At 69.0% G+C, this 20220-nt stretch carries 16 protein-coding genes; 9 read left to right on the top strand and 7 right to left on the bottom strand.

Translation table 11 applies throughout. From position 1 onward, the window contains the following. Positions 1–131: 131 nt before the first annotated feature. The 3 genes from VFY73_RS05625 to cphA (VFY73_RS05615) form a co-directional block, all read right to left on the bottom strand. Entirely contained in the window at positions 132–2150 is a 2019-nt protein-coding gene (locus tag VFY73_RS05625) for a M13 family metallopeptidase (RefSeq protein WP_329716939.1), read from the bottom strand. A 371-nt stretch (positions 2151–2521) separates the two neighbouring features. Beyond that, on the bottom strand, positions 2522–5089 hold the full coding sequence (gene cphA / locus VFY73_RS05620) for a cyanophycin synthetase (RefSeq protein WP_329716938.1): 2568 nt from the start codon (positions 5087–5089) through the stop codon (positions 2522–2524). A gap of 37 nt (positions 5090–5126) precedes the next feature. Continuing rightward, positions 5127–7349: a cyanophycin synthetase gene (cphA, locus tag VFY73_RS05615; protein ID WP_329716937.1), complete on the bottom strand. Its 2223-nt coding sequence runs from the start codon at positions 7347–7349 to the stop codon at positions 5127–5129. A gap of 152 nt (positions 7350–7501) precedes the next feature. Between cphA (VFY73_RS05615) and VFY73_RS05610 the strand changes: the two genes are divergently transcribed. Together VFY73_RS05610 and VFY73_RS05605 are read left to right on the top strand one after the other, a co-directional pair. Next, the gene (locus VFY73_RS05610; RefSeq protein ID WP_329716936.1) at positions 7502–9820 is read left to right on the top strand and encodes an ABC transporter ATP-binding protein; all 2319 of its coding nucleotides are present in this window, start codon (positions 7502–7504) and stop codon (positions 9818–9820) included. After that, on the top strand, positions 9817–10308 hold the full coding sequence (locus VFY73_RS05605) for a DUF1854 domain-containing protein (RefSeq protein ID WP_329716935.1): 492 nt from the start codon (positions 9817–9819) through the stop codon (positions 10306–10308). The genes VFY73_RS05610 and VFY73_RS05605 overlap by 4 nt, the downstream gene beginning before the upstream one ends. 134 nt (positions 10309–10442) lie before the next feature. Here VFY73_RS05605 and VFY73_RS05600 read toward each other — a convergent pair whose 3' ends face one another. The 3 genes from VFY73_RS05600 to VFY73_RS05590 are packed head-to-tail and all read right to left on the bottom strand — an operon-like array spanning position 10443 to position 12141. Then, a complete protein-coding gene (locus tag VFY73_RS05600) occupies positions 10443–10826 on the bottom strand; it encodes a response regulator (protein ID WP_329716934.1) in 384 nt (127 codons plus the stop codon). Continuing rightward, on the bottom strand, positions 10823–11806 hold the full coding sequence (locus VFY73_RS05595; protein ID WP_329716933.1) for an MDR family oxidoreductase: 984 nt from the start codon (positions 11804–11806) through the stop codon (positions 10823–10825). Before VFY73_RS05595 ends, VFY73_RS05600 begins: the two co-directional genes overlap by 4 nt. Beyond that, a complete protein-coding gene (locus VFY73_RS05590) occupies positions 11806–12141 on the bottom strand; it encodes a 2Fe-2S iron-sulfur cluster-binding protein (protein ID WP_414654407.1) in 336 nt (111 codons plus the stop codon). The genes VFY73_RS05595 and VFY73_RS05590 overlap by 1 nt, the downstream gene beginning before the upstream one ends. A gap of 49 nt (positions 12142–12190) precedes the next feature. On the opposite strand from VFY73_RS05590, the gene VFY73_RS05585 reads away from it, so the two are divergent. Genes VFY73_RS05585 through VFY73_RS05565 form a run of 5 tightly spaced genes read left to right on the top strand, consistent with a single transcriptional unit; the run spans position 12191 to position 16597 of the window. After that, complete coding sequence (locus VFY73_RS05585; protein WP_329716932.1) at positions 12191–13360, top strand: CaiB/BaiF CoA-transferase family protein; 1170 nt, start codon at positions 12191–12193, stop codon at positions 13358–13360. Next, complete coding sequence (locus tag VFY73_RS05580) at positions 13357–15060, top strand: MBL fold metallo-hydrolase (RefSeq protein WP_329716931.1); 1704 nt, start codon at positions 13357–13359, stop codon at positions 15058–15060. Before VFY73_RS05585 ends, VFY73_RS05580 begins: the two co-directional genes overlap by 4 nt. Then, positions 15057–15560: a GFA family protein gene (locus VFY73_RS05575; protein WP_329716930.1), complete on the top strand. Its 504-nt coding sequence runs from the start codon at positions 15057–15059 to the stop codon at positions 15558–15560. The genes VFY73_RS05580 and VFY73_RS05575 overlap by 4 nt, the downstream gene beginning before the upstream one ends. Continuing rightward, on the top strand, positions 15557–15991 hold the full coding sequence (locus VFY73_RS05570; RefSeq protein ID WP_329716929.1) for a GNAT family N-acetyltransferase: 435 nt from the start codon (positions 15557–15559) through the stop codon (positions 15989–15991). The genes VFY73_RS05575 and VFY73_RS05570 overlap by 4 nt, the downstream gene beginning before the upstream one ends. A gap of 18 nt (positions 15992–16009) precedes the next feature. Beyond that, positions 16010–16597 (top strand): hypothetical protein, encoded by a 588-nt coding sequence (locus VFY73_RS05565; protein ID WP_329716928.1) that lies wholly within the window; start codon positions 16010–16012, stop codon positions 16595–16597. Positions 16598–16618: 21 nt separating this feature from the next. Here the strand turns inward: VFY73_RS05565 and VFY73_RS05560 are convergent, their stop codons facing one another. Next, the gene (locus VFY73_RS05560) at positions 16619–17260 is read right to left on the bottom strand and encodes a TetR/AcrR family transcriptional regulator (protein ID WP_329716927.1); all 642 of its coding nucleotides are present in this window, start codon (positions 17258–17260) and stop codon (positions 16619–16621) included. Positions 17261–17337: 77 nt separating this feature from the next. Between VFY73_RS05560 and VFY73_RS05555 the strand changes: the two genes are divergently transcribed. Beyond that, complete coding sequence (locus tag VFY73_RS05555; RefSeq protein WP_329716926.1) at positions 17338–18192, top strand: NAD(P)H-binding protein; 855 nt, start codon at positions 17338–17340, stop codon at positions 18190–18192. A 133-nt stretch (positions 18193–18325) separates the two neighbouring features. Next, entirely contained in the window at positions 18326–20206 is a 1881-nt protein-coding gene (gene htpG, locus VFY73_RS05550) for a molecular chaperone HtpG (protein WP_329716925.1), read from the top strand. Positions 20207–20220: the final 14 nt, after the last annotated feature.

The following is a 20220-nucleotide window of genomic DNA, read 5'->3' as shown; positions in this document are numbered from 1 at the left end:
GTGCTTTGCGTCTAGATTGGCCACGCTTGGGCGACCTGCTCGGGCGCGCCGGATTCATTCACAGCTTCTGAGCGGCACACGCACACCGCCGGCGGGCCGGAACTACCCAAGGCCGGCCCGCCGGGCTGGCGTCACCAGATGCGGATGCGCTCGTCCGGGGCCTTGAACATCTTGTCGCCGGCCTTGGTGCCGAAGGCTTCGTGGAAGCCGTCGTGGTTCACCGCGGCGCCGTTGGCGCGGAATTCCGGCGGCGAGTGCGGATCCGTCGTCAGCAGCTGCATCGCGCGCTCTTCACGCACCTTCTCGCGCCAGGCCTGCGACCAGCCGAGGAAGAAGCGCTGCGTGCCGGTGTAGCCCTCGATCACCGGAGCCGGCTTGCCCTTGAGCGAACGCTGGTAGGCCTTGTAGGCGATCTGCAAGCCCGACAGGTCGGCGATGTTCTCGCCCAGCGTCAGCTTGCCGTTGAGCTTCTTGCCGGGCAGCGGCTCGTAGCCTTCGTACTGCGCGATCAGCTTGCTGCCCACCGCCTCGAAGGCCTTGCGGTCGTCGTCGGTCCACCAGTTGCGCAGCACGCCTTCGCCGTCGAACTGGCTGCCCTGGTCGTCGAAACCGTGGCTGATCTCGTGGCCGATCACCGCACCGATCGCGCCGTAGTTGACGGCGTCGTCGGCAGCCATGTCGAAGAACGGCGGCTGCAGGATCGCGGCCGGGAAGACGATCTCGTTCAGGCTCGGGTTGTAGTAGGCGTTGACGGTCTGCGGCGTCATGCCCCACTCGGCGCGGTCGACCGGCTTGCCGGCCTTGGCGGCGATGCGGTTCCACTCGAAGCGCGAGGCCCGCTGCGCGTTGCCCAGCGCGTCGCCCGAGCGGACCTCGAGCTTGCTGTAGTCGCGCCACTGGTCGGGGTAGCCGATCTTGGTCATGTACTTGGCCAGCTTGGCCTGCGCCTGGGCCTTGGTGGCCGGCGTCATCCAGGTCAGGCCATCGATCGACTCCTTGTACGACGCCAGCAGGTTGCCCACCAGCTCCTGCATGCGGGCCTTGTATTCGGGCGGGAAGTGCTTGGCCACGTAGAGCTGGCCCACCGCTTCGCCGAGCGCGCCGTTGACCTGGGCGATGCCCAGCTGCCAGCGCGGCTTCTCCTCCTTGGCGCCGGTCAACGCCGTGCCGCGGAAGGCAAAGCGTGCATCACGGAAGGCCTTGGGCAGCACCGGGCCGGCCTCGTCCAGGCTGCGCAGCTTGAAATACAGCTTCCAGTCCGCCAGCGGCACCTCGGCGTACAGCTTGGCGACGGCGGTCGCGGTGCTCGGCTGCGACACCGACAGGCGCTCGACCTGCCCCAGGTTGGCGGCCTGCAGGAAGGTCGCCCAGTCCAGCCCCGGCGCGGCCTTGGCCAACTCGGCCACCGTCATCGGGTTGTAGATCTTGACCGGGTTGCGGTTCTCGACCTTGTCCCAGTGTGCCTCGGCGATGCGGTACTCGATCGCCATCACGCGCTTGGCGGTGTCGGCCGGGTCCTTCAGGCCGGCCAGCGTGGCCAGCGTGGTCAGGTAGGTTTCGTACGCGGCGCGGGCCTTGATGAAGCGTTCTTCTTCCTTCTTCAGGTAGTAGTCGCGGTCCGGCAGGCCCAACCCGCCTTGCCAGGTCAATGCCTGGTTCATCGTCGGGTTCTTGAAATCCGCCATCACGTAGAGCTGGATCGGCGCCTCGACGCGGCCTTGCACCTTGCCGAGCCAGGTCGCCAGCTCCTTCGGCGTCTTGATCGCGTCGATCTCGGCCAGCGTCGGCTGGATCGGGCCCAAGCCGGCCTTGTCGATCGCGTCGGTGTCGAGGTAGGTGGCATAGAAAGTACCGACCTTCTGGTCGACGCTGCCGGGTTTGAGCTGCTGCTTGGCCAGCTCTTCGACGATCGCGCGGGCGCGCCGGTCGGACAGGTCCCGCAGCTGGATGAAGCTGCCGTACTCCGACTTGTCGGCGGGGATCTCGGTGGCCTTGATCCAGCCGCCGTTGGCCGCATGGAACAGGTCGTCCTGGGCGCGCACCGCGGGGTCGAAGCCCGGGCGGTCCAGGCCCGCGACAGGGGCAGCGGCGAAGCTGGCCGCGGCCAGGTGTACGAGGACGGCGAGCGTCGACAGTTTCAGGGTGTTCATCAGCAGCGGTTTCCAACAAGCGAAAGGCGCCGTGGATAGGCGCCCGGGTCTAACCCGTCGGGCGCCGGTGGGCGCTTGACGGGTGATGGGCACCTTAACTGCAAGCCGTTACAAATACGATCCGGGAAAGGACGAAGCGTCCGATTGGCGGGCTGAAGCGCCGAAAACCCGGACGAAATGCCAAGGTGTTGCCGTAGAGCGGTGGCCTGGGCTTCGACAAGCTCAGCCCGAACGGAGAAGGAAACAACTCCCGCGCAACTACAGGCGCCCGCAGGGCAGCCGTCCATCAAGTGGCGTGCGCGGATCCGGCTTTGCCGGTCCGCTGCGCGAGCCCCCTCGGGGGGCAGGGCCCGGAAGGGCCCGTGGGGGCTCTATTCAGCGACCCGCTTGGCCAGGTGGGCGAGCGCTTCTTCGACCTGGTCGACCAGCACCAGGCACAGGTCACCCGGCTCCAGCCGCGCCAGCGCGGTGTCGATGGCGATGAACTCGCCGGTGATTTCCTGGATGTGGCGGGTGCGCTGCGCACCTTCCAGGCCCTGGCGCAGCAAGGCCAGCACCTCGCCGTCTTCGCGGCCCCGTTGGCAGGCGTCCTGGTACAGGATCACCTCGTCGAAGGCGGTGCCCAGGATCTGGGTCTGCTCGCGGATGTCTTCGTCGCGGCGGTCGCCGGCGCCCGAGATGACGACCGAGCGGCGCTTGGCCGGCATCGCGGCCACGGCGGCCACCAGCGCGCGCATCGCGTCCGGGTTGTGGCCGTAGTCGGCGATCAGCGTCGCACCGCGATAGTCCATCACATTGAAGCGGCCGGGCGCGTTGTCGGCATCGTTGACGAAGCTGGCCAGACCCGAGCGGATCGCGTCCCAGCTCAGACCGACGCCCCACGCGGCGGCGATCGCGGCCATCGCGTTGTCGATCTGGAAGCCGATCGTGCCGTGGCGCGTCAGCGGGATGTCCCGCAGCGCGACGAACTCGCGCCAGTTGCCTTCGGCGACGACGATCTGGTCGCCTTCGACGTAGACGCAGCGTTGGCCCTGCGCGCGGTGCGTGGCCAGCACCGGGTGGTGGCGGTCCTGCGCGAAGTAGATGATGCCGCCGGGGCAGGTGGTGGCCATGTTGACGCAGTGCGCATCGGTCGCGTTCAGCACCGCGTAGCCGGTGGGGGCCACGTTCTGCACGATCACGCGCTTCAACACCGCCAGGTCTTCGACCGTGGTGATGTAGTTCAGGCCAAGGTGGTCGCCGGCGCCGATGTTGGTGACGACGGCGACCTGGCAGCGGTCGTAGCCCAACCCCTCGCGCAGGATGCCGCCGCGTGCCGTTTCGAACACCGCGGCGTCGACCTGCGGGTTCATCAGCACGTTGCGCGCGCTCTTCGGGCCCGAGCAGTCGCCCGAGTCGATCTGGCGGCCGTTGACGTGCACGCCGTCGGTGTTGGTCATGCCGACACGCAGGCCGCTGGCGCCGAACAGGTGGGCGATCAGCCGCGTGGTGGTCGTCTTGCCATTGGTGCCGGTGACGGCGACGACCGGGATGCGGCCATCGTCGCCCGGCGGATACAGGTGGTTGATGATGGCTTCGCCGACCGCCCGGCCCTTGCCGTACGACGGCGACAGGTGCATGCGCAGCCCCGGCGCGGCATTCACCTCGACCACGCCGCCATGCTGTTCTTCGAGCGGGCGGATCACGGTCTCGCAGACCACGTCGACACCGCAGATGTCCAGGCCCACCATGCGCGCGGCGGCCACCGCACGCGCGGCGACCTCGGGGTGCACGTCGTCGGTCACGTCGGTCGCGGTGCCGCCGGTCGACAGGTTCGCGTTGTTGCGCAGCGTCACGCGCTGGCCCTTGGGCGGCACCGACTCCGGCGTCAGCCCCTGCATCGCCAGCCGCGCGACGGCGATGTCGTCGAAGCGGATCTTGGTCAACGAGGTCGCATGGCCGTCGCCGCGTTTCGGGTCGGCGTTGACCTGGTCGACCAGCTGGCGCACCGTGTGCACACCGTCGCCGCTGACCTGCGGCGGGTCACGCCGCGCGGCGGCGATCAGCCTGTTGCCAACCACCAGCATGCGGAAGTCGCTGCCCGGCAGGAACTTCTCGACCATCGGGTGGCCGATCTCCTCGGCCGTCTTGTAGGCCGCAGCCAGGCCGTCGGTGTCGGTGATGTTGACGGTGACACCCTTGCCCTGGTTGCCGTCCTGCGGCTTGCAGACCACCGGCCAGCCGATCTCTTCGGCCGCGGCGATCGCATCCTCGATGCTGGCCACCGGGCGGCCCAGCGGCACGGGCACGCCGGCGGCGCGCAGCAGCGTCTTGCACAGGTCCTTGTCCTGCGCGATCGATTCGGACACCGCGCTGGTCGAGTCGACCTCGGCGGCCCAGATGCGGCGCTGCTTGGCGCCCCAGCCGAACTGCACCAGGCTGCCGCTGGTCAGGCGGCGGAACGGGATGCCGCGGGCGATGCCGGCGTTGACGATCGAGCCGGTCGAGGGACCAAGGCGAATGTCTTCGTCCAGTTCGCGCAGCGCGTGGATCGTGGTGTCGCAATCGAACGGCGCCACCGATTCTTCGGCCAATGCCGAGCGGATCAATGCCTCGGCGGCTTCGAGCGCCTGGCGGCCGACCTTTTCTTCGCTGTACTCGACGACCACCTGGTAGACGCCGGGATCCACCGTGGCGGTGCAGCGGCTGAAGGTGACCGGGCAGCCGGCCTGCGTCTGCAGTGCCAGCGTGGCGGCTTCGAGCACATGGGCCAGCGAGGCCTCTTCAGGCCGGCGGCGAAGCGCGCCCAGGCCGGGGAACAGGGCGCGCAGCCGGGCCTCGAAACCGGGCAGCGTGCTCAGCGCACGCTCGGGCTCGGTACACGAGACGATGGCCTCGACGGCGGTGTGGCGGCTCCAGAGGTTGGGGCCACGCAGGGTGCGGATGCGGGAAATGTCCATGGGGCGGTCGTCGTCAGGTCTTGTGCTGCAAGGGCGATCAGGCGCGGGCCGGGCCGACGTCGAACGTCTCGACGCCGGCGGCGATCAACTCTGGCGAAATGCCGAAGGCCCAGGCCGCGGCAACGGCGGCCAGCAGCGCTTCGGACAGCGCGGCCAGCTCGCCGGCACCGCCGTGGCCGTGGCGTCGCAGGATGCCGTGCAGGTCGGGCCCGGCATGTTCGCTGGCGCCGGTCATCAGCATCACGCGGCCGTTGCGCAGGATCGCCGCGCGGCCGCCGTCGAGGCTGTGGTCGCGCAGCAGCTGCGGCGCGTCGCCGCCGCCGTCGATCGCGTAATACAGCACCTCGCCATCGCTCAGGTCGGCCAGTTCGGTGATGCGCGGGTCGTTCGCGTTCAGCACCGAGACACCGTCGTCCAGCACCACGTCGATCTGGGTGCGCAGCACCTTGTACAGCTGGTCGGACTCGCTGATGTCGTGCCGCTTCAGGTCGTGCGCGCCGTCGAAATCGGTCACCACGCCGACATGGCAGCGGTCGTACGGCAGGCCTTCGTCGAGGATCAGCGCCGGGCCGTTCTCGAACACCGCGGCCTGGGCATCGCGGTTCATCAGCAGGCGGTGGCTGGCTTCCCAGTAGGCCGAGCTCTTGGCGACGGCCGGCTCGGTGCGGCGTTGGCCGACGAACAGGCCGCCGCGGCAGGCCAGCGCGGTGTGACGGCCCGACAGGTGCACCAGCCAGGCGATCGCGCGGGCGATCACGTCGGTGTTGCGCGTGCCGGCGACGCCGACGATCGGGATGCGGCCGGGGTGCGCGTCGTGCTCGTCGCTCGGGAACAGCTGCTCGACGATCGCCTGGCCGACCGGCCGCGGCTTGCCGACCGCCGGCTTCAGGTGACTCAGCAGCCCGGGGCCGGCGTTGACCTCGACCACTGCGCCGCCTTGCTCGTGCAGCGGGCGGCTGATGTCTTCGGCGACCACGTCGATGCCGGCGATGTCCAGCCCGACGGCCCGCGCGGCCAGCGAAACGTAGTGGTCGACCTCGGGGTGAACGTCATCGGTGCAGTCGATCGCGACGTTGCCGTTGCGCTGCACCAGCACCCGCTTGCCCGCGGGGGGCACCGAGTCTGGCGTGAAGCCCTGGCGCTGCAGGTCGAGCAGCATCACGCCGTCTTCGCGCGGGTTCAACCGGTTCAGCGGGTGGTCTTCGGTGGTGCCGCGGCGCGGGTCGTTGTTGATCTGCTGGTCGACCAGGTCGGCCACGTTGTGCTGGCCGTCACCGGTGACCCAGGCGGTTTCGCCACGGGCGGCGGCAACGACGCGGCCACCGACCACCAGCAGCCGGTGCTCCTGGCCAGGGATGTAGCGCTCGACCATCACCTCGCTGCCGTGGCGCGCGGCCACCTCGTAGGCGGCGTGCACGTCGGCTTCTTGGGTCAGATCGAGCGTCACGCCACGGCCGTGGTTGCCGTCGGTTGGCTTGACGACGACCGGGGCGTCGAAATCCTGCGCGGCGCGCCAGGCCGCGGCCGGGCTGTCGACGATCTCGCCTTCAGGCACCGGCACGCCGCAGGCCGTCAACAGGCTCTTGGTCAGGTCCTTGTCGCAGGCGATGGTCTCGGCGATCGCGCCGGTCAGGTCGGTTTCGGCCGTCCAGATGCGGCGCTGGCGGGCGCCGTAGCCCAGTTGCACCAGGTTGCCGTCGTTCAGCCGGATGTGCGGGATGCGGCGGTCGGTGGCCGCGGCGACGATGCAGGCGGTGGAGGGGCCCAGGTAGCAGTCGTCGATCGCGTCGCGCACCTTGGCGACGGCGGCGGGCACGTCGAACGGCTTGTCGTTGATGGCTGCCATCAGCAGCGCATGGCCTTCGGCCAGCGCGGTGCGGCCGACCTGTTCATTGCGCGAACGGAACACCATGCGGTAGACGCCGTGCTGGCTGGTCGAGCGCGTCTGGCCGAAGCCGGTGGGCATGCCGGCCAGATTCAGCAGCTCGATCACGCAGTGTTCCAGCACGTGGCCGGCCCAGGTACCTTCGCGCAGGCGCTGCAGAAAGCCGCCGCGCTCGCCGACGCCGCAATGGTGCTCGGCCAGCGCCGGCAGCAGCAGCAGCAGCCGGTCGGTGAAGCCGGGCAGCTTGTCGGAGGGGTGGTCTTCGAGTTCGCCGAGGTCGAGCCAGACTTCGAGCACCGAGCGGTAGGTCCAGATGTTGGGGCCGCGCAGGTAGGTGATGCGCTGGAGCTGGATGTCGTTCTTCTGGGCGGTCATGGATGGGTTTACAGGGTGGGCAGGCCAGGGAGCGCTAGTTGCCGGCGGCTGGCGCGAGGAGCGAATTTTGCGCCCGCCGCGCCTCGGCCGCTGCCTGGGGCTGGCACGGGGGGCGCGCCAGCCGCGCTTTCAAGGAAAATGCCGCGCTCAGCATGCAACATCAACAAAATACCCCGGCTGCCCCTGCGGCAGCGCCCCTGGCTGCCGGGGACAACGTGCTCGCCGCGCTCCAGGTTGACCTTGACGAGGACTTGCACTTTTCCACCGGCCAGCTGGTGCTCAGCGAGGGTGCATTGTTGGCGCGCCTGGGGCCCACCGGCGGCTGGCAACGTTACGACCTTGTGCCTGGGCTGACGCTGCGCCACCACGACCACGCGGGCGTCGGCACGCTGGAACTGGCCGATGCGCATCGTCTGATTACCCGCTGGCGCTTCACGCTGGGGGCAAATGTCCAGGCGCTGCGGCTGGTCAAACGTTTCGAACAGTTGCAACATGCCCGCGCCTTGGGCGTAACGCCGGAGGGCGACGACCCGACCCGGTGTCCGAGCTGCCGCGCCCCGCTGCCGCCGGACTCGGACGAATGCCCGATGTGCACCCGCGAGCTGACCGAGCCGCCGTCGACCTGGGTGCTGCTGCGGCTGTGGCGCTTTGCCAAACCCTACCAGGGCCGGCTGTTGATCGGTTTCCTGCTGACGCTGGCGTCGACCGGCGCGCACCTGGTGCCGCCTTACCTGACGATTCCGCTGATGGACGAGGTGCTGATCCCGTTCCAGAACGGGCAGAAGATCGATCCCGACTACGTGATGCTGCTGCTGTCGGGGCTGCTGGGCTCGGCACTGCTGGCCTGGAGCCTGGGCTGGGCGCGGACCTGGCTGCTCGCGATCGTCTCCGAGCGCATCGCTGCCGACCTGCGCGTCGGGGCGTTCGAGCACCTGCTGCAACTGTCGCTCGACTACTTCGGCGCCAAGCGCACCGGCGACCTGATGAGCCGCATCGGCTCGGAGACCGACCGCATCTCGGTCTTCCTGTCGTTGCACGCGCTCGACTTCGCGACCGACGTGCTGCTGCTCGGCATGACCTCGGCGATCCTGTTCTCGATCAACCCGTGGCTGGCGCTGGTCACCTTGCTGCCGCTGCCCTTCATCGCCTGGATGATCCACATGGTGCGCGACCGGTTGCGCACCGGCTTCGAGAAGATCGACCGTGTCTGGGGCGACGTGACCAACGTGCTGGCCGACACCATCCCCGGCATCCGCGTGGTCAAGGCGTTTGCGCAGGAAGCGCGCGAGGCCGGGCGCTTTCGCGACGCGAACAAGCAAAACCTGCTGGTCAATGACCGCCTGAACAAGACCTGGAGCCTGTTCGGCCCGACGGTCTCGCTGTTGACCGACATCGGCCTGCTGGTGGTCTGGGCCTTCGGCATCTGGCAGGTCAGCAAGGGCGAGATCACGGTCGGTGTGCTGACCGCGTTCATCGCCTACATCGGGCGTTTCTACGGCCGGCTCGATTCGATGAGCCGCATCGTCTCGGTGACGCAAAAGGCCGCGGCCGGCGCCAAGCGCATCTTCGACATCCTCGACCATGTGTCGAACGTGCCCGAGCCGGCCAACCCGGTGAAGTTGAGCGAGTTGCCCGGCGGCGCGCTGCAGGGCGGCGTGACGATGGACGGCATCGGCTTTCGCTACGGCAACCGCTCGGTGATCCGCGGCCTGAACCTCGAGATCAACCCGGGCGAGATGATCGGCCTGGTCGGCCACAGCGGTTCGGGCAAGAGCACGCTGGTCAACCTGATCTGTCGTTTCTACGACGTGACCGACGGCCGCATCCTGGTCGATGGCGTCGACATCCGGCGCTTCGCGGTGTCCGACTACCGGCGCCACATCGGCCTGGTGCTGCAGGAGCCGTTCCTGTTCTTCGGCACCGTGGCCGAGAACATCGCCTACGGCAAGCCCGGCGCGACGCGTGACGAGATCGTCGCCGCGGCACGCGCGGCGCATGCGCACGAGTTCATCCTGCGCTTGCCGCAGGGCTATGACTCGCTGGTCGGCGAGCGCGGCCAGGGCCTGTCGGGCGGTGAACGCCAGCGCATCTCGATCGCCCGGGCGCTGCTGATCGACCCGCGCCTGCTGATCCTCGACGAGGCGACGTCGGCGGTCGACACCGAGACCGAGAAGGAAATCCAGAAGGCGCTCGACAACCTGGTCAAGGGCCGCACGACGATCGCGATCGCGCACCGGCTGTCGACCCTGCGCAAGGCCGACCGGCTGGTCGTGATGGACCGCGGCGAGGTGGTCGAGGTCGGCCCGCACGACGAGTTGATGGCCAAGCAGGGCGCCTACTGGCGGCTGTACGAGGCGCAAGCCCGCAAGGCCGAGGCCGAACGCAGCGACGGCGAGGGCACCGACCATGACGCGGTGCTGATCGCCAGCACCTTGCAGCAACCGTCGGCACACGTGGAGGCGAGTCAATGAGCGCCGTCGGATCGGAAATGGGAGATTTCCAGCTGTCGCGCGACGCGTTGGGGCGGCTGGTCTTCATCGGCGGCGACGGCGCGGTTCACGAGGGCATCACGCCGGTGCGCGCGTTCCCGATTGGCGCACCTGACGAAGGGCTGTCGCTGGTCAGCACCGAGGGCCGCGAGCTGGCGTGGGTGCCACGGTTGTCGGGCCTGTCGCCGGCCATCCGTGCGCTGCTCGAGGAAGAGCTGGCCAGCCGCGAGTTCACGCCCGAGATCAAGCACCTGTTGAAAGTGTCGACCTTCTCGACCCCCAGCACCTGGGATGTCGAGACCGACCGTGGCCCGACGCAGCTGGTGCTCAAGGGTGAGGAAGACATCCGCCGCCTGCCCGGCAGCCACGCCGCGTTGCTGATCACCAGCGGCCATGGCATCGTCTTCAAGGTGCCGAACCTGCTGGCGCTGGACCGGCATTCAAAGCGCTTGCTCGAACGATTCCTTTGATGTCGAGGGGACCCGTCTTCTAAGGCGCGCGAAGCCCCGCCGCCGACCAAGTGGCGTGCGCGGATCCGGCTTCGCCGGTCCGCTGCGCGAGCCCCCTCGGGGGGCAGGGCCCGGAAGGGCCCGTGGGGGCCAAATCACCCCGCTCGAACGAGCTGCATCAGCTTCTTGATATCGATCGGCTTGGTGAACCAGTGGTCCACCAGGTCGAAAGTGGCGGCCACCGTCTTGTCGGCCGGGCTGCCGCCGGTGATCGCGATCAGCACGATGTCGTTGCCGTGCCGGTCGCGCAGGCGCTGTGCCAGCGTCAGGCCGTCCAGCCCCGGCATCTGGATGTCCAACAGCACGCAATGTGGTTCGAAACGCTCGATCAGCTCGAGTGCGCTCAGGCCGTCGCTGGCCGAACGCACGGTGCAGCCATGCTCTTGCAGCGCCGCGACCAGCGAGGCCACCGCGTCCGGGTAGTCGTCGATGACGACGATGCGGGTCTCGTCGTCATCGCGTTCGGGCGCGGCGCTCATCGGTGGACGTCCACCACGGTGCGGCCACGGATGCGACCGGCCAGCAGGTCGCCGCTGGCCTGCACCACGTCGCTCAAGCCGACCTCGTGTGTCATCTGTGCCAGCTGTGCGGGCTTCAGGTGCTCGGCCAGCAGCGCCCAGGCCTGATCGCGTACGCCGTTCGGCTGGAACACGCAGTTGATGCCGTACAGCGTGACGCCGCGCAGGATGAACGGCATCACCGTGCCGGGCAGGTCGCTGCCGCCGGCCAGGCCGCAGCCGGCGACCGCGCCGCTCCAGCGGGTCTGTGCCAGCGCGTTGACCAGCGTGTGGCTGCCGACCGAATCGACGACACCCGCCCAGCGCTCGCTCTGCAGCGGCTTGCCGGGCAACGACAGCTCGCTGCGGTCGACGATGTGCCGTGCGCCCATCACGCGCAGGTAGTCGGCCTCCTGCGGCCGGCCGGTCGATGCGGTGACCTCGAACCCCAGGCCGGCCAGCAGCGCCACGGCCACCGAGCCGACCCCACCAGTGGCACCGGTGACCAGCACGTCGCCGTCGCCGGGCTGCAGGCCATGCTTTTGCAGCGCCATCACGCACAGGGCGGCGGTGTAGCCGGCGGTCGCCACGGCCATCGAGTCCCGCGTCGTGAAACGCTCAGGCAGGCGCAGCAGCCAACCGGCCTTCAGGCTGGCTTTCTCCGCCAGCCCCCCCCAGGCGGTTTCGCCCAGGCCCCAGCCGTTGACGACGACCCGGTCGCCGACCCGCCAGGCGGCGTCGACGCTGTGCTCGACCACACCGGCCAGATCGATGCCCGGCACCATCGGCCAGCTGCGCACGATCGCGCCGCGGCCTGTCACGGCCAGGGCGTCCTTGTAGTTGAGGCTGGAGTAGTCGACGCGCACCCGCACGTCGCCGGGTGGCAACGCGGCCTCGTCCAGGTCGACCAGGGTCGCCTGGGTTTGCTTGTCGTGCTGCGTCAGCATGAGTGCCTTGAACATCAGGTGACCTCCGACGGCAATTGCGGTGCCTTGCTGGCGAACGGCGCTTCGATGACCACGTCGCCCGGTATGTCGAGCGCCGGTAGCGCCACGCACGGCAGGATCCAGCCCTCGGCTTTTTCTTCCGCCAGCAGGCCTGGCCAGTCGATGCGGTAGCGCACCTGGCCATGCAGCAGCTTGCAGCGGCAGGCGCGACAGCTGCCATTGCGGCACGAGCGCGGCAGTTGCACGCCGGCGGCCTGCGCCGCTTCGAGCAGGCTCTGGCCGGGCCCGACCGGCAAGGCCCAGCCCTGCGGCTCGATGAGCAATCTAGGGGAGGGGGAGACCGTGGTCACTGCCCCGATGCTAGCCTTCTCGCTGACGACACAACGACAAGGCGGAGTGATGGGGCCTTTGCATGGACTGAGGGTGATCGAGCTGGCGAGCATCGGGCCCGGCCCGATGTGCGCGATGCTGCTGGCCGACTTGGGCGCCGAGGTGGTGCGCATCGACCGCATCGAGCCGAGCGGGCTGGGCGTGCCGGTCCAGACGCGCTTCGACGTGCCCGGCCGCAGCCGCCGCTCGATCGCGCTCGACCTCAAGAGCGACGCCGGCCGCGAGGCCGCGCGCCGGCTGATCGGCTCGGCCGACGTGCTGATCGAGGGCTGGCGCCCCGGTGTGGCCGAGCGCCTGGGTTTGGGGCCGGAAGACTGTCATGCGCGCCACCCCGGCCTGGTCTACGGCCGCATGACGGGTTATGGCCAGACCGGCCCGCTGGCGCAGACGGCGGGCCACGACATCAACTACATCGCGTTGACTGGCGCCTTGCATGCGATCGGCGGTCACGATGGCCAGGCGGGCGCACCGGTGCCGCCGTTGAACCTGGTCGGTGACTACGGCGGCGGCGCGCTGTACCTCGCATTCGGCGTGCTGGCCGCGCTGTACGAACGCCAGCGTTCAGGACGCGGCCAGGTGGTCGATGCGGCGATGGTCGACGGGGTCGGGTCGCTGCTGGCGCTGTTCCACGGCCTGGCCGCCGGTGGCCAATGGGATGTCAGCCGGCGGGCTGCCAACCTGCTGGACGGTGGCGCGCCGTTCTATGCGACCTACGAGACGGCCGATGGTGGCTGGCTGGCGGTCGGCGCGCTGGAGCCGAAGTTCTTTGCCGAGCTGGCCCAGCTGGTGGGGCTGGGGGCGCGCTTCGTCCAGCGCCAGTACGACCGCAGGCTGTGGCCCGAGATGCGGGAGGCGTTGGCGGCCATCCTGCGCAGTCGCCCGCGCGACGAGTGGGCGGCATTGTTCGAGGGCAGCGATGCCTGCGTGACGCCGGTGCTGTCGATGACCGAGGCCACGCAGCACCCGCAGGCGCAGCAGCGCCAGTCGTTCGTCGACGTCGACGGCGTGACGCAGCCCGCACCGACACCGCGTTTTGGCCGCAGCCGGCCCGGCACGCCGCGGCCGGCGCCGTTGATCGGCCAGCACACCCGTGAGCTGCTGGCCGAGGCCGGCTACAGCGAGACCGAGATTGCCACGCTGCTGGCAGGAGGAAGCGCCAGGCAGACAATGCCGGCATGAGTGCCATCCCTGCTGCCGACAAGCCCGTCGTTGCCGACGACCGCGACGCCGAGGGCGCGCGCCGCGCCGCGAGCGTGATCGTGCTGCGCGACGGCGCCGACGGTGCGCCCGAGGTGCTGCTGTTGCGGCGCGCCGAGCGTGACGACGACATGCGCAGCGGCGTCTGGGTCTTCCCCGGTGGCGTGCTGGACGCCGAAGATGAAGCGCTGGCGGCCCGTTGTGACGGTGACAACGAAGCCAGTGCGAACGAGCGGCTGGGCTTGGACGCCGGCGCGCTGGCCTACACCGTGGCAGCGTTGCGGGAGTGCTTCGAAGAGGTGGGCCTGCTGTACGCGACGGCGGGTGATGTCGACGCGGCGGCGCGCGAGCGCGCGCTGGTGCGACGCGGCGAGGACTTCGTCGCGCTGTGCGAGCGTCACCACCTGCGGCTGGATGCTGGGGCACTGGCGTACCACAGCCACTGGTTGACGCCGCCGGGCATGCCCAAGCGCTTCGACACCCGTTTCTTCGTCGCCCGCGCTCCGCAAGGCCAGGCCGCGGTGGTCGACGCCGGTGAGGCGCTCGAGTCGGCCTGGTTGACGCCGGCGCAGGCGCTGGAGAAAGCGCGCGGGCTGAAGCTGCTGCCGGTGACCCGCGAAACGCTGAAGGACCTGGCCCGCTTCAGCAGCGTGGCCGATTGCCTGGCCGACGCCCATGCCCGCCGCCATCCGCCGCGGATGATGCCGCGGCTGGGCCGCGACGCCACCGGCAAGGTGCGGCCGGTGCTGCCGGGTGAATGGGCGTACGCCGAGATCGGCCGGCTCGACCCGGTGGGGCTGGGCAACGTCTGCTTCGAGTTGCCGCCGCTGCAGCCGGTGCGGCTGTCCGACCGCGTCACGCGCGTCACCTGCTCGAATGGCTCGGTGATGACCGGCCCGGGCACCAACACCTACCTCGTCCGCTCGCCCGGCAGCCAGGAGGTGACGGTGATCGACCCCGGCCCGTTGGACGACCACACTGACGGCCACCTGCAGGCCGTGCTGGCCGCGGCCGCGCCGGGCAAGATCGTGCGCATCGTCGTGACCCACACCCACAAAGACCATTCGCCGGCCGCGCAGCGACTGGCGGCCCTGACCGACGCGCCTTTGATCGGCCGCGTCGCCGACCACCCCGAGTGGCAGGACACCGCGTTCCACCCACGGCAAACCCCGGTCGACGGCGAGCGCATGGTGCTGGGGCCGAACGCGACGCTGCGTGCGGTCGTGACGCCGGGCCATGCATCCAACCACGTCTGCTGGCTGCTCGAAGAAGAAGGGCTGCTGTTCACCGGCGACCATGTGATGCAGGGCTCGACCGTGGTCATCAACCCGCCGGACGGTGACATGGCGGCCTACCTCGCCTCACTGGAAAGGCTGTTGTCGATCGACGGCCTGCAGTGGTTCGCGCCTGGCCATGGCTTCCTGATGGCCGAGCCGCAGACGGAAGTGCGCCGGCTCGTGCTGCATCGGCTGGCACGCGAGGCCAAGGTGGCGGCCGCGCTGCAGGCGGCCGGCAGCGGCACACCCGAGGCCCTGGTGCCGGCGGTATACGGCGACGTGCCGAGTTCGCGTCACGCGATCGCGGCGCGTTCGTTGACGGCGCACCTGATCAAGCTCGAACAGGACGGCCGCGTGGCGCGCCAGGCCGGGGTCTGGCATTGGCGGCAAGAGGCCGGCACATGAGCGGAGAAGGGTTTCCCATCGAAGGGGGCTGCGATTGCCGGGCCATCCGCTACCGGATGGAAGCGCGCCCGCTGTTCGTGCACTGCTGCCACTGCCGCTGGTGCCAGCGTGAGACCGGCGCGTCCTTTGCATTGAACGCGATGATCGAGTCCGACCGGCTGACGCTGCTGGCCGCCGTGCCGACGAAGGTGCACACGCCATCGGCCAGTGGCGCGGGCCAGCAGATCTGGCGCTGCCCGCATTGCTGGGTCGCGCTGTGGAGCCACTACGCCGGGGCCGGCCCGGCGGTCGGCTTCGTGCGGGTCGGCACGCTCGACGAGCCTGAGCGCCTGCCGCCGGATATCCACATCTTCACCGCCTCGAAGCAGCCGTGGGTGGTGCTGCCGCCGGGCACGCCAGCGGTGCCCGAGTACTACGACCGAGAGCACCTCTGGCCGGCCGACAGCCTGGCCCGGCGCGAGGCGCTGCTGGCCCGCACACGGAGCAAGAGCAACGGATGACGAACACGCTTGATTTGACCGTGCACGACGAGCCCTGGCGCGAAGCCGCGGCGATCGTCGACGAAGGGCTGGGTACGTCGAACGAACAGGCGGCACCGTTGCACGAGGTGCAGCCGCTGCAGTGCTTCGTCCGTACACCCGAAGGCCAAGTGGTCGGCGGTGCGGTCGGCCGCACGTGGGGCCGCTGCGTCGAGCTGCAGCAGCTGTGGGTCCAGCCCGAGCGACGGGGCGAAGGGCTGGGTACGCGCCTGATTCGGGCCTTCGAGCAGCGGGCGATCGAGCGGGGCTGCCGTTTGGCCTACCTGGAGACCTTCAGCTTCCAGGCGCCAGCCTTGTACCGCTCGCTCGGCTATGAGGTGGTGGCGACGATCGAGGGCTACGGCGATGGCATCGCCAAGTACCTGATGACGCATGCGCTGAAAGCGCCCTGACGACAGAGGAAACGCGACGTGGGTTATGCCTTGTCCTGGTTGGCCGTGCGCGGCAAGCTGCCCGAGCAGGTGCTGGCCGACCTGAACGCGACGCCGACGGGTGCCGAGATCGACTTTGCCGAGCGTCGTCTGGGTGGCCGCAGGCTGCGCAGCGGCTGGTATGCCGTGTTCGCGATGCAGACGGATCATCCGTGGATGGACCCGGACACGCTGGGCCTGCTGTCGGCCAGCGCCGAACTGCTGGCCTGCACCGTCGACGAGCACCGGCTGTTCAGCAGCGCCGGGCTGTGGCGTGCCGGCGAGCAGGTCTGGCAGGTGCTGCACGATGGCCAGCAAAGCCACGACCACCTGCGCATCATCGGCGAGCCGCCGGCGCCATTTGCCAGCATCGCGGTGGATCACCGCAGGCTGCAGGCGGCGGCCGGTGGCGCCAACGCGGCGATCGACCACCTGTTCCAGGTGCCACCGAAACTGGCGCAGCGCGTGACCGGCTTCAAGCATGACGAGGGCGATGCCGGTTCAGAGGCGCGCTGGACCGAGCTTCACGATGGGCCGGTCATGCCCAAACCCCTTCAGACCCCCAAGCCCTGGTGGAAGCGCTGGTGATTCGGTCCGCCGCAGGCCCGATCAGGCCGCTTCGAACAGCGACGCCGTGACCATCTGCTTGTAGGCTGTCAGCAGCCGCCTGCCCTCGGCCTTGGGCACGCCCAGCGCCAGGCGCACCGTGGCTTCACCGAGGTGCCAGGCCAGGAAAGACGCTGACGACAAGTCCTTGCCGGCGGGCCGCACGCGCGCCAGCGCCTGGGCCAGCAACGCGCCGCATGCGGCCGACTCCTTCAACTCGATCTCGCGCAGCGCCGGGTCGGCCTGCAGACCAGCCCAGACCTCGCGCACCACCGGCTCGGCGGCGCAGATCTCGAAGCACTCGTCGACCAGTTGCTCGAACGCGCGACGCAGCGCGGGCAAGTCTTGCGCTTCGGCGAACGCGGCTTCGATGCAGGCGCGGCTGGCGTCGAAATGCTTCTGCGCCAGGCTGTGCATCAGCGCGGCCTTGTCCGGGAAATATTGGTAGAGCGAGCCGATCGAGATGCCGGCTTGCTTGGCCACCTCACTCATGCGCAGGTGCTCGCTGCCACCGCTTGTCAGCAACTCTGCGGCGATGCCCAGGATGTGCTCTTGCCGCGCGCGGCTGCGGTCTTGCACCGGCTGGCGGCCGGTGGCGGGGGCGGCTTCTGCCGTGGCTGTTTTCGCAGGCGGATTTTTTCCCATGGTGTTGACGATCAAAAGATGAGTACTTATCATCTTTTAAAAGTGAGGCTGTCTCACTTTATCAGGAGCAATGCGTGATGAACACTTTCTCGACCTCGGATGCACAGGTTCTCGTCCTGGGCGCCACCGGCAAGACCGGCCGCCGGGTACTGCAACAACTGCAAGCGCGGGGCGTGCGGGTTCGCGCCGGCTCCCGCAGCGCCCAGCCGGCCTTTGATTGGGAACTGCCCGCCACCTGGGCCGGCGCCCTGGCCGGCTGCACCAGTGTGTATGTGAGCTACCAGCCCGACCTGGCGGTGCCTGGCGCGTTGGAAACGGTGAGCGCGTTCTTCGCCGATGCCAAGCGGGCGAACGTCCAGCACATCGTCCTGCTGTCCGGCCGGGGCGAGGTCGAGGCGGCGCAGGCCGAGCAGGCGCTGGCGGCGTCGGGCGTGCCGTGGACGGTGCTGCGCGCCAGCTGGTTCGCGCAGAACTTCAGCGAGGGCTTCTTCCAAGAGCCGCTGCAGCATGGCGGCATGCTCGCGTTGCCGGTGTCGAACGTGGCCGAGCCGTTTGTCGATGTCGACGACATTGCCGACGTGGCCGTGGCGGCGCTGACGGAGCCGGGCCATCTGGGCAAGCTCTACGAACTGACCGGCCCCGAGGCGCTGACGTTTGCGCAGGCCGTGGACGAAATCGCGCAGGCCAGCGGCCGGCCGCTGCAGTTCATGCCCGTGCGGTCAGAAGCCTTTCGCGACGAGATGCTGAAGGCCGGCACGCCCGCCGAGGCGGTCGACCTGGCGCTGTACCTGTTTGCCACGGTGCTGGACGGCCGCAACACCAGGCCGGCCGACGGCGTGCAGCAGGCGCTGGGCCGCGCACCGCGACCGTTCGCCGCCTATGCCCGCGCGGCGGCCGAGGCCGGGGCGTGGACGGCGCCTTCGCTGGGCTAGACTCGCGCGCCATCGGGGGCCGAGGCGGGGCTTGAAAGCCCCGACCGCCGGCCCCACTTGCCGCCGGTGCGCGCCGATCGCCTTTTGTCATGGGCCGGCGTGCGTCACCAGCCACTTCTTGTTGCCGAACACCATGAGCAAGCACACCCACGCCTTCCAGGCCGAAGTCAAGCAGATCCTGCACCTCGTCACCCACTCGCTGTACTCGAACAAGGAGATCTTCCTGCGCGAGCTGGTCTCCAACGCGTCCGACGCCTGCGACAAGCTGCGCTTCGAGGCGCTGGACAAGCCCGAGCTGTTCGAAGACCAGCCGAACCTCGAGATCCGGGTCCTGTTCGACCCCGAGGCGAAGACGGTCACGATCCGCGACAACGGCGTCGGCATGAGTGCCGAAGAGGCCGCGTCGCACCTGGGCACGATTGCCAAGAGCGGCACGCGCGAGTTCATGGCGCAGCTCGAAAGCGACAAGAAGAAAGATGCCAACCTGATCGGCCAGTTCGGTGTCGGCTTCTACTCCGGCTTCATCGTCGCCGACCGCATCACGGTGGAATCGCGCCGCGCCGGCCTGCCCACCAACGAGGGCGTGCGCTGGAGCTCCGAGGGCACCGGCGAGTACGACCTGGAGACGATCGACAAGCCCACCCGCGGCACCGACGTGATCCTGCACCTGCGCGACGAGGAGGCCGAGTTCCTGGCCGCCTGGAAGCTGCGCTCGATCATCTCGAAGTACTCCGACCACATCTCGCTGCCGATCCTGATGCGCAAGGAGGAGTGGGATCAGGAGGCCAGCAAGTACGTTGCGAAGGACGACTGGGAGACCGTCAACAAGGCGGCGGCGCTGTGGGCCCGCCCGAAGAGCGAGGTCACCGATGCCGAGTACCAGGAGTTCTACAAGCAGCTGAGCTACGACGCCCAGGCGCCGCTGGCCTACACCCACAACCGGGTCGAAGGCCGCAGCGAGTACACGCAGCTGCTGTACATCCCGGCCAAGGCGCCGTACGACCTGTGGAACCGTGACAAGCGCGGCGGTGTCAAGCTGTACGTCAAGCGCGTGTTCATCATGGACGACGCCGAGGCGCTGATGCCGGTCTACCTGCGGTTCGTCAAGGGCGTGATCGACTCGGCCGACCTGCCGTTGAACGTCAGCCGTGAGCTGCTGCAGGAAAGCCGCGATGTGAAGGCGATCCGCGAAGGCTCGACCAAGCGCGTGCTGGGCATGCTCGAAAGCCTGGCCGACAGCGACTCGGCCGACGACAAGGCCAAGTACCAGTCATTCTGGAACGAGTTCGGTGCGGTTCTCAAAGAAGGCATCGGCGAAGACTTCCAGAACCAGGAGCGTCTGGCCAAGCTGTTCCGCTTTGCCTCGACCCATGCCGACGAGGGCGTGTCGCTGGCCGACTACGTCCAGCGCATGAAGGAAGGCCAGGAGGCGATCTACGTGATCACCGCCGACTCGCTGGCCGCGGCCAAGTCCAGCCCGCAGCTCGAGATCTTCCGCAAGAAGGGACTCGAGGTGCTGCTGCTGACCGATCGCGTCGACGAGTGGCTGCTGTCGCACCTGCACGAGTTCGACGGCCACACGCTGCAAAGCGTGACCAAGGGCGCGTTCGACCTCGGCAAGCTGCAGGACGAGGAAGAGAAGAAGCAGGCCGAGGCGGTCGCCGAGGCCTTCAAACCGGTGCTGGAGCGTCTGAAGGAATCGCTGAAGGACCGCGCCAAGGACGTCCGCGTGACGACCCGCCTGGTCGATTCACCCGCCTGCATCGTGGTCGACGAAGGCGACATGAGCGCCCACCTGGCCCGCATGCTGAAGCAAGCCGGCCAGGATGCGCCGGCATCGAAGCCGATCCTCGAGGTCAACCCCGAGCATGCGCTGGTCAAGCGCCTGGACGGCGACCCGCGCTTCGACGACCTGGCGCAAATCCTGTTCGACCAGGCGCTGCTGGCCGAAGGCGGCCAGCTCGAAAACCCGGCGGCCTATGTGCAGCGGGTGACCAAGCTGCTGGCGGCCTGAGTCTGCGCCTTGCG

The sequence above is a fragment of the Ideonella sp. genome, assembly GCF_036277275.1.
GTDB lineage: Bacteria > Pseudomonadota > Gammaproteobacteria > Burkholderiales > Burkholderiaceae_C > Ideonella.
This window is presented reverse-complemented; position numbering and strand designations above follow the sequence as displayed.

Coding starts and splice junctions, on each gene's coding strand:
- VFY73_RS05610 (WP_329716936.1), top strand. CDS start 7,502: ATGCAACATCAACAAAATACCCCGGCTGCCCCTGCGGCAGCGCCCCTG.
- VFY73_RS05560 (WP_329716927.1), bottom strand. CDS start 17,260: ATGGGAAAAAATCCGCCTGCGAAAACAGCCACGGCAGAAGCCGCCCCC.
- htpG (WP_329716925.1), top strand. CDS start 18,326: ATGAGCAAGCACACCCACGCCTTCCAGGCCGAAGTCAAGCAGATCCTG.
- VFY73_RS05585 (WP_329716932.1), top strand. CDS start 12,191: ATGGGGCCTTTGCATGGACTGAGGGTGATCGAGCTGGCGAGCATCGGG.
- VFY73_RS05600 (WP_329716934.1), bottom strand. CDS start 10,826: ATGAGCGCCGCGCCCGAACGCGATGACGACGAGACCCGCATCGTCGTC.
- VFY73_RS05605 (WP_329716935.1), top strand. CDS start 9,817: ATGAGCGCCGTCGGATCGGAAATGGGAGATTTCCAGCTGTCGCGCGAC.
- VFY73_RS05570 (WP_329716929.1), top strand. CDS start 15,557: ATGACGAACACGCTTGATTTGACCGTGCACGACGAGCCCTGGCGCGAA.
- cphA (WP_329716938.1), bottom strand. CDS start 5,089: ATGGACATTTCCCGCATCCGCACCCTGCGTGGCCCCAACCTCTGGAGC.
- VFY73_RS05575 (WP_329716930.1), top strand. CDS start 15,057: ATGAGCGGAGAAGGGTTTCCCATCGAAGGGGGCTGCGATTGCCGGGCC.
- VFY73_RS05555 (WP_329716926.1), top strand. CDS start 17,338: ATGAACACTTTCTCGACCTCGGATGCACAGGTTCTCGTCCTGGGCGCC.
- VFY73_RS05625 (WP_329716939.1), bottom strand. CDS start 2,150: ATGAACACCCTGAAACTGTCGACGCTCGCCGTCCTCGTACACCTGGCC.
- cphA (WP_329716937.1), bottom strand. CDS start 7,349: ATGACCGCCCAGAAGAACGACATCCAGCTCCAGCGCATCACCTACCTG.
- VFY73_RS05595 (WP_329716933.1), bottom strand. CDS start 11,806: ATGTTCAAGGCACTCATGCTGACGCAGCACGACAAGCAAACCCAGGCG.
- VFY73_RS05580 (WP_329716931.1), top strand. CDS start 13,357: ATGAGTGCCATCCCTGCTGCCGACAAGCCCGTCGTTGCCGACGACCGC.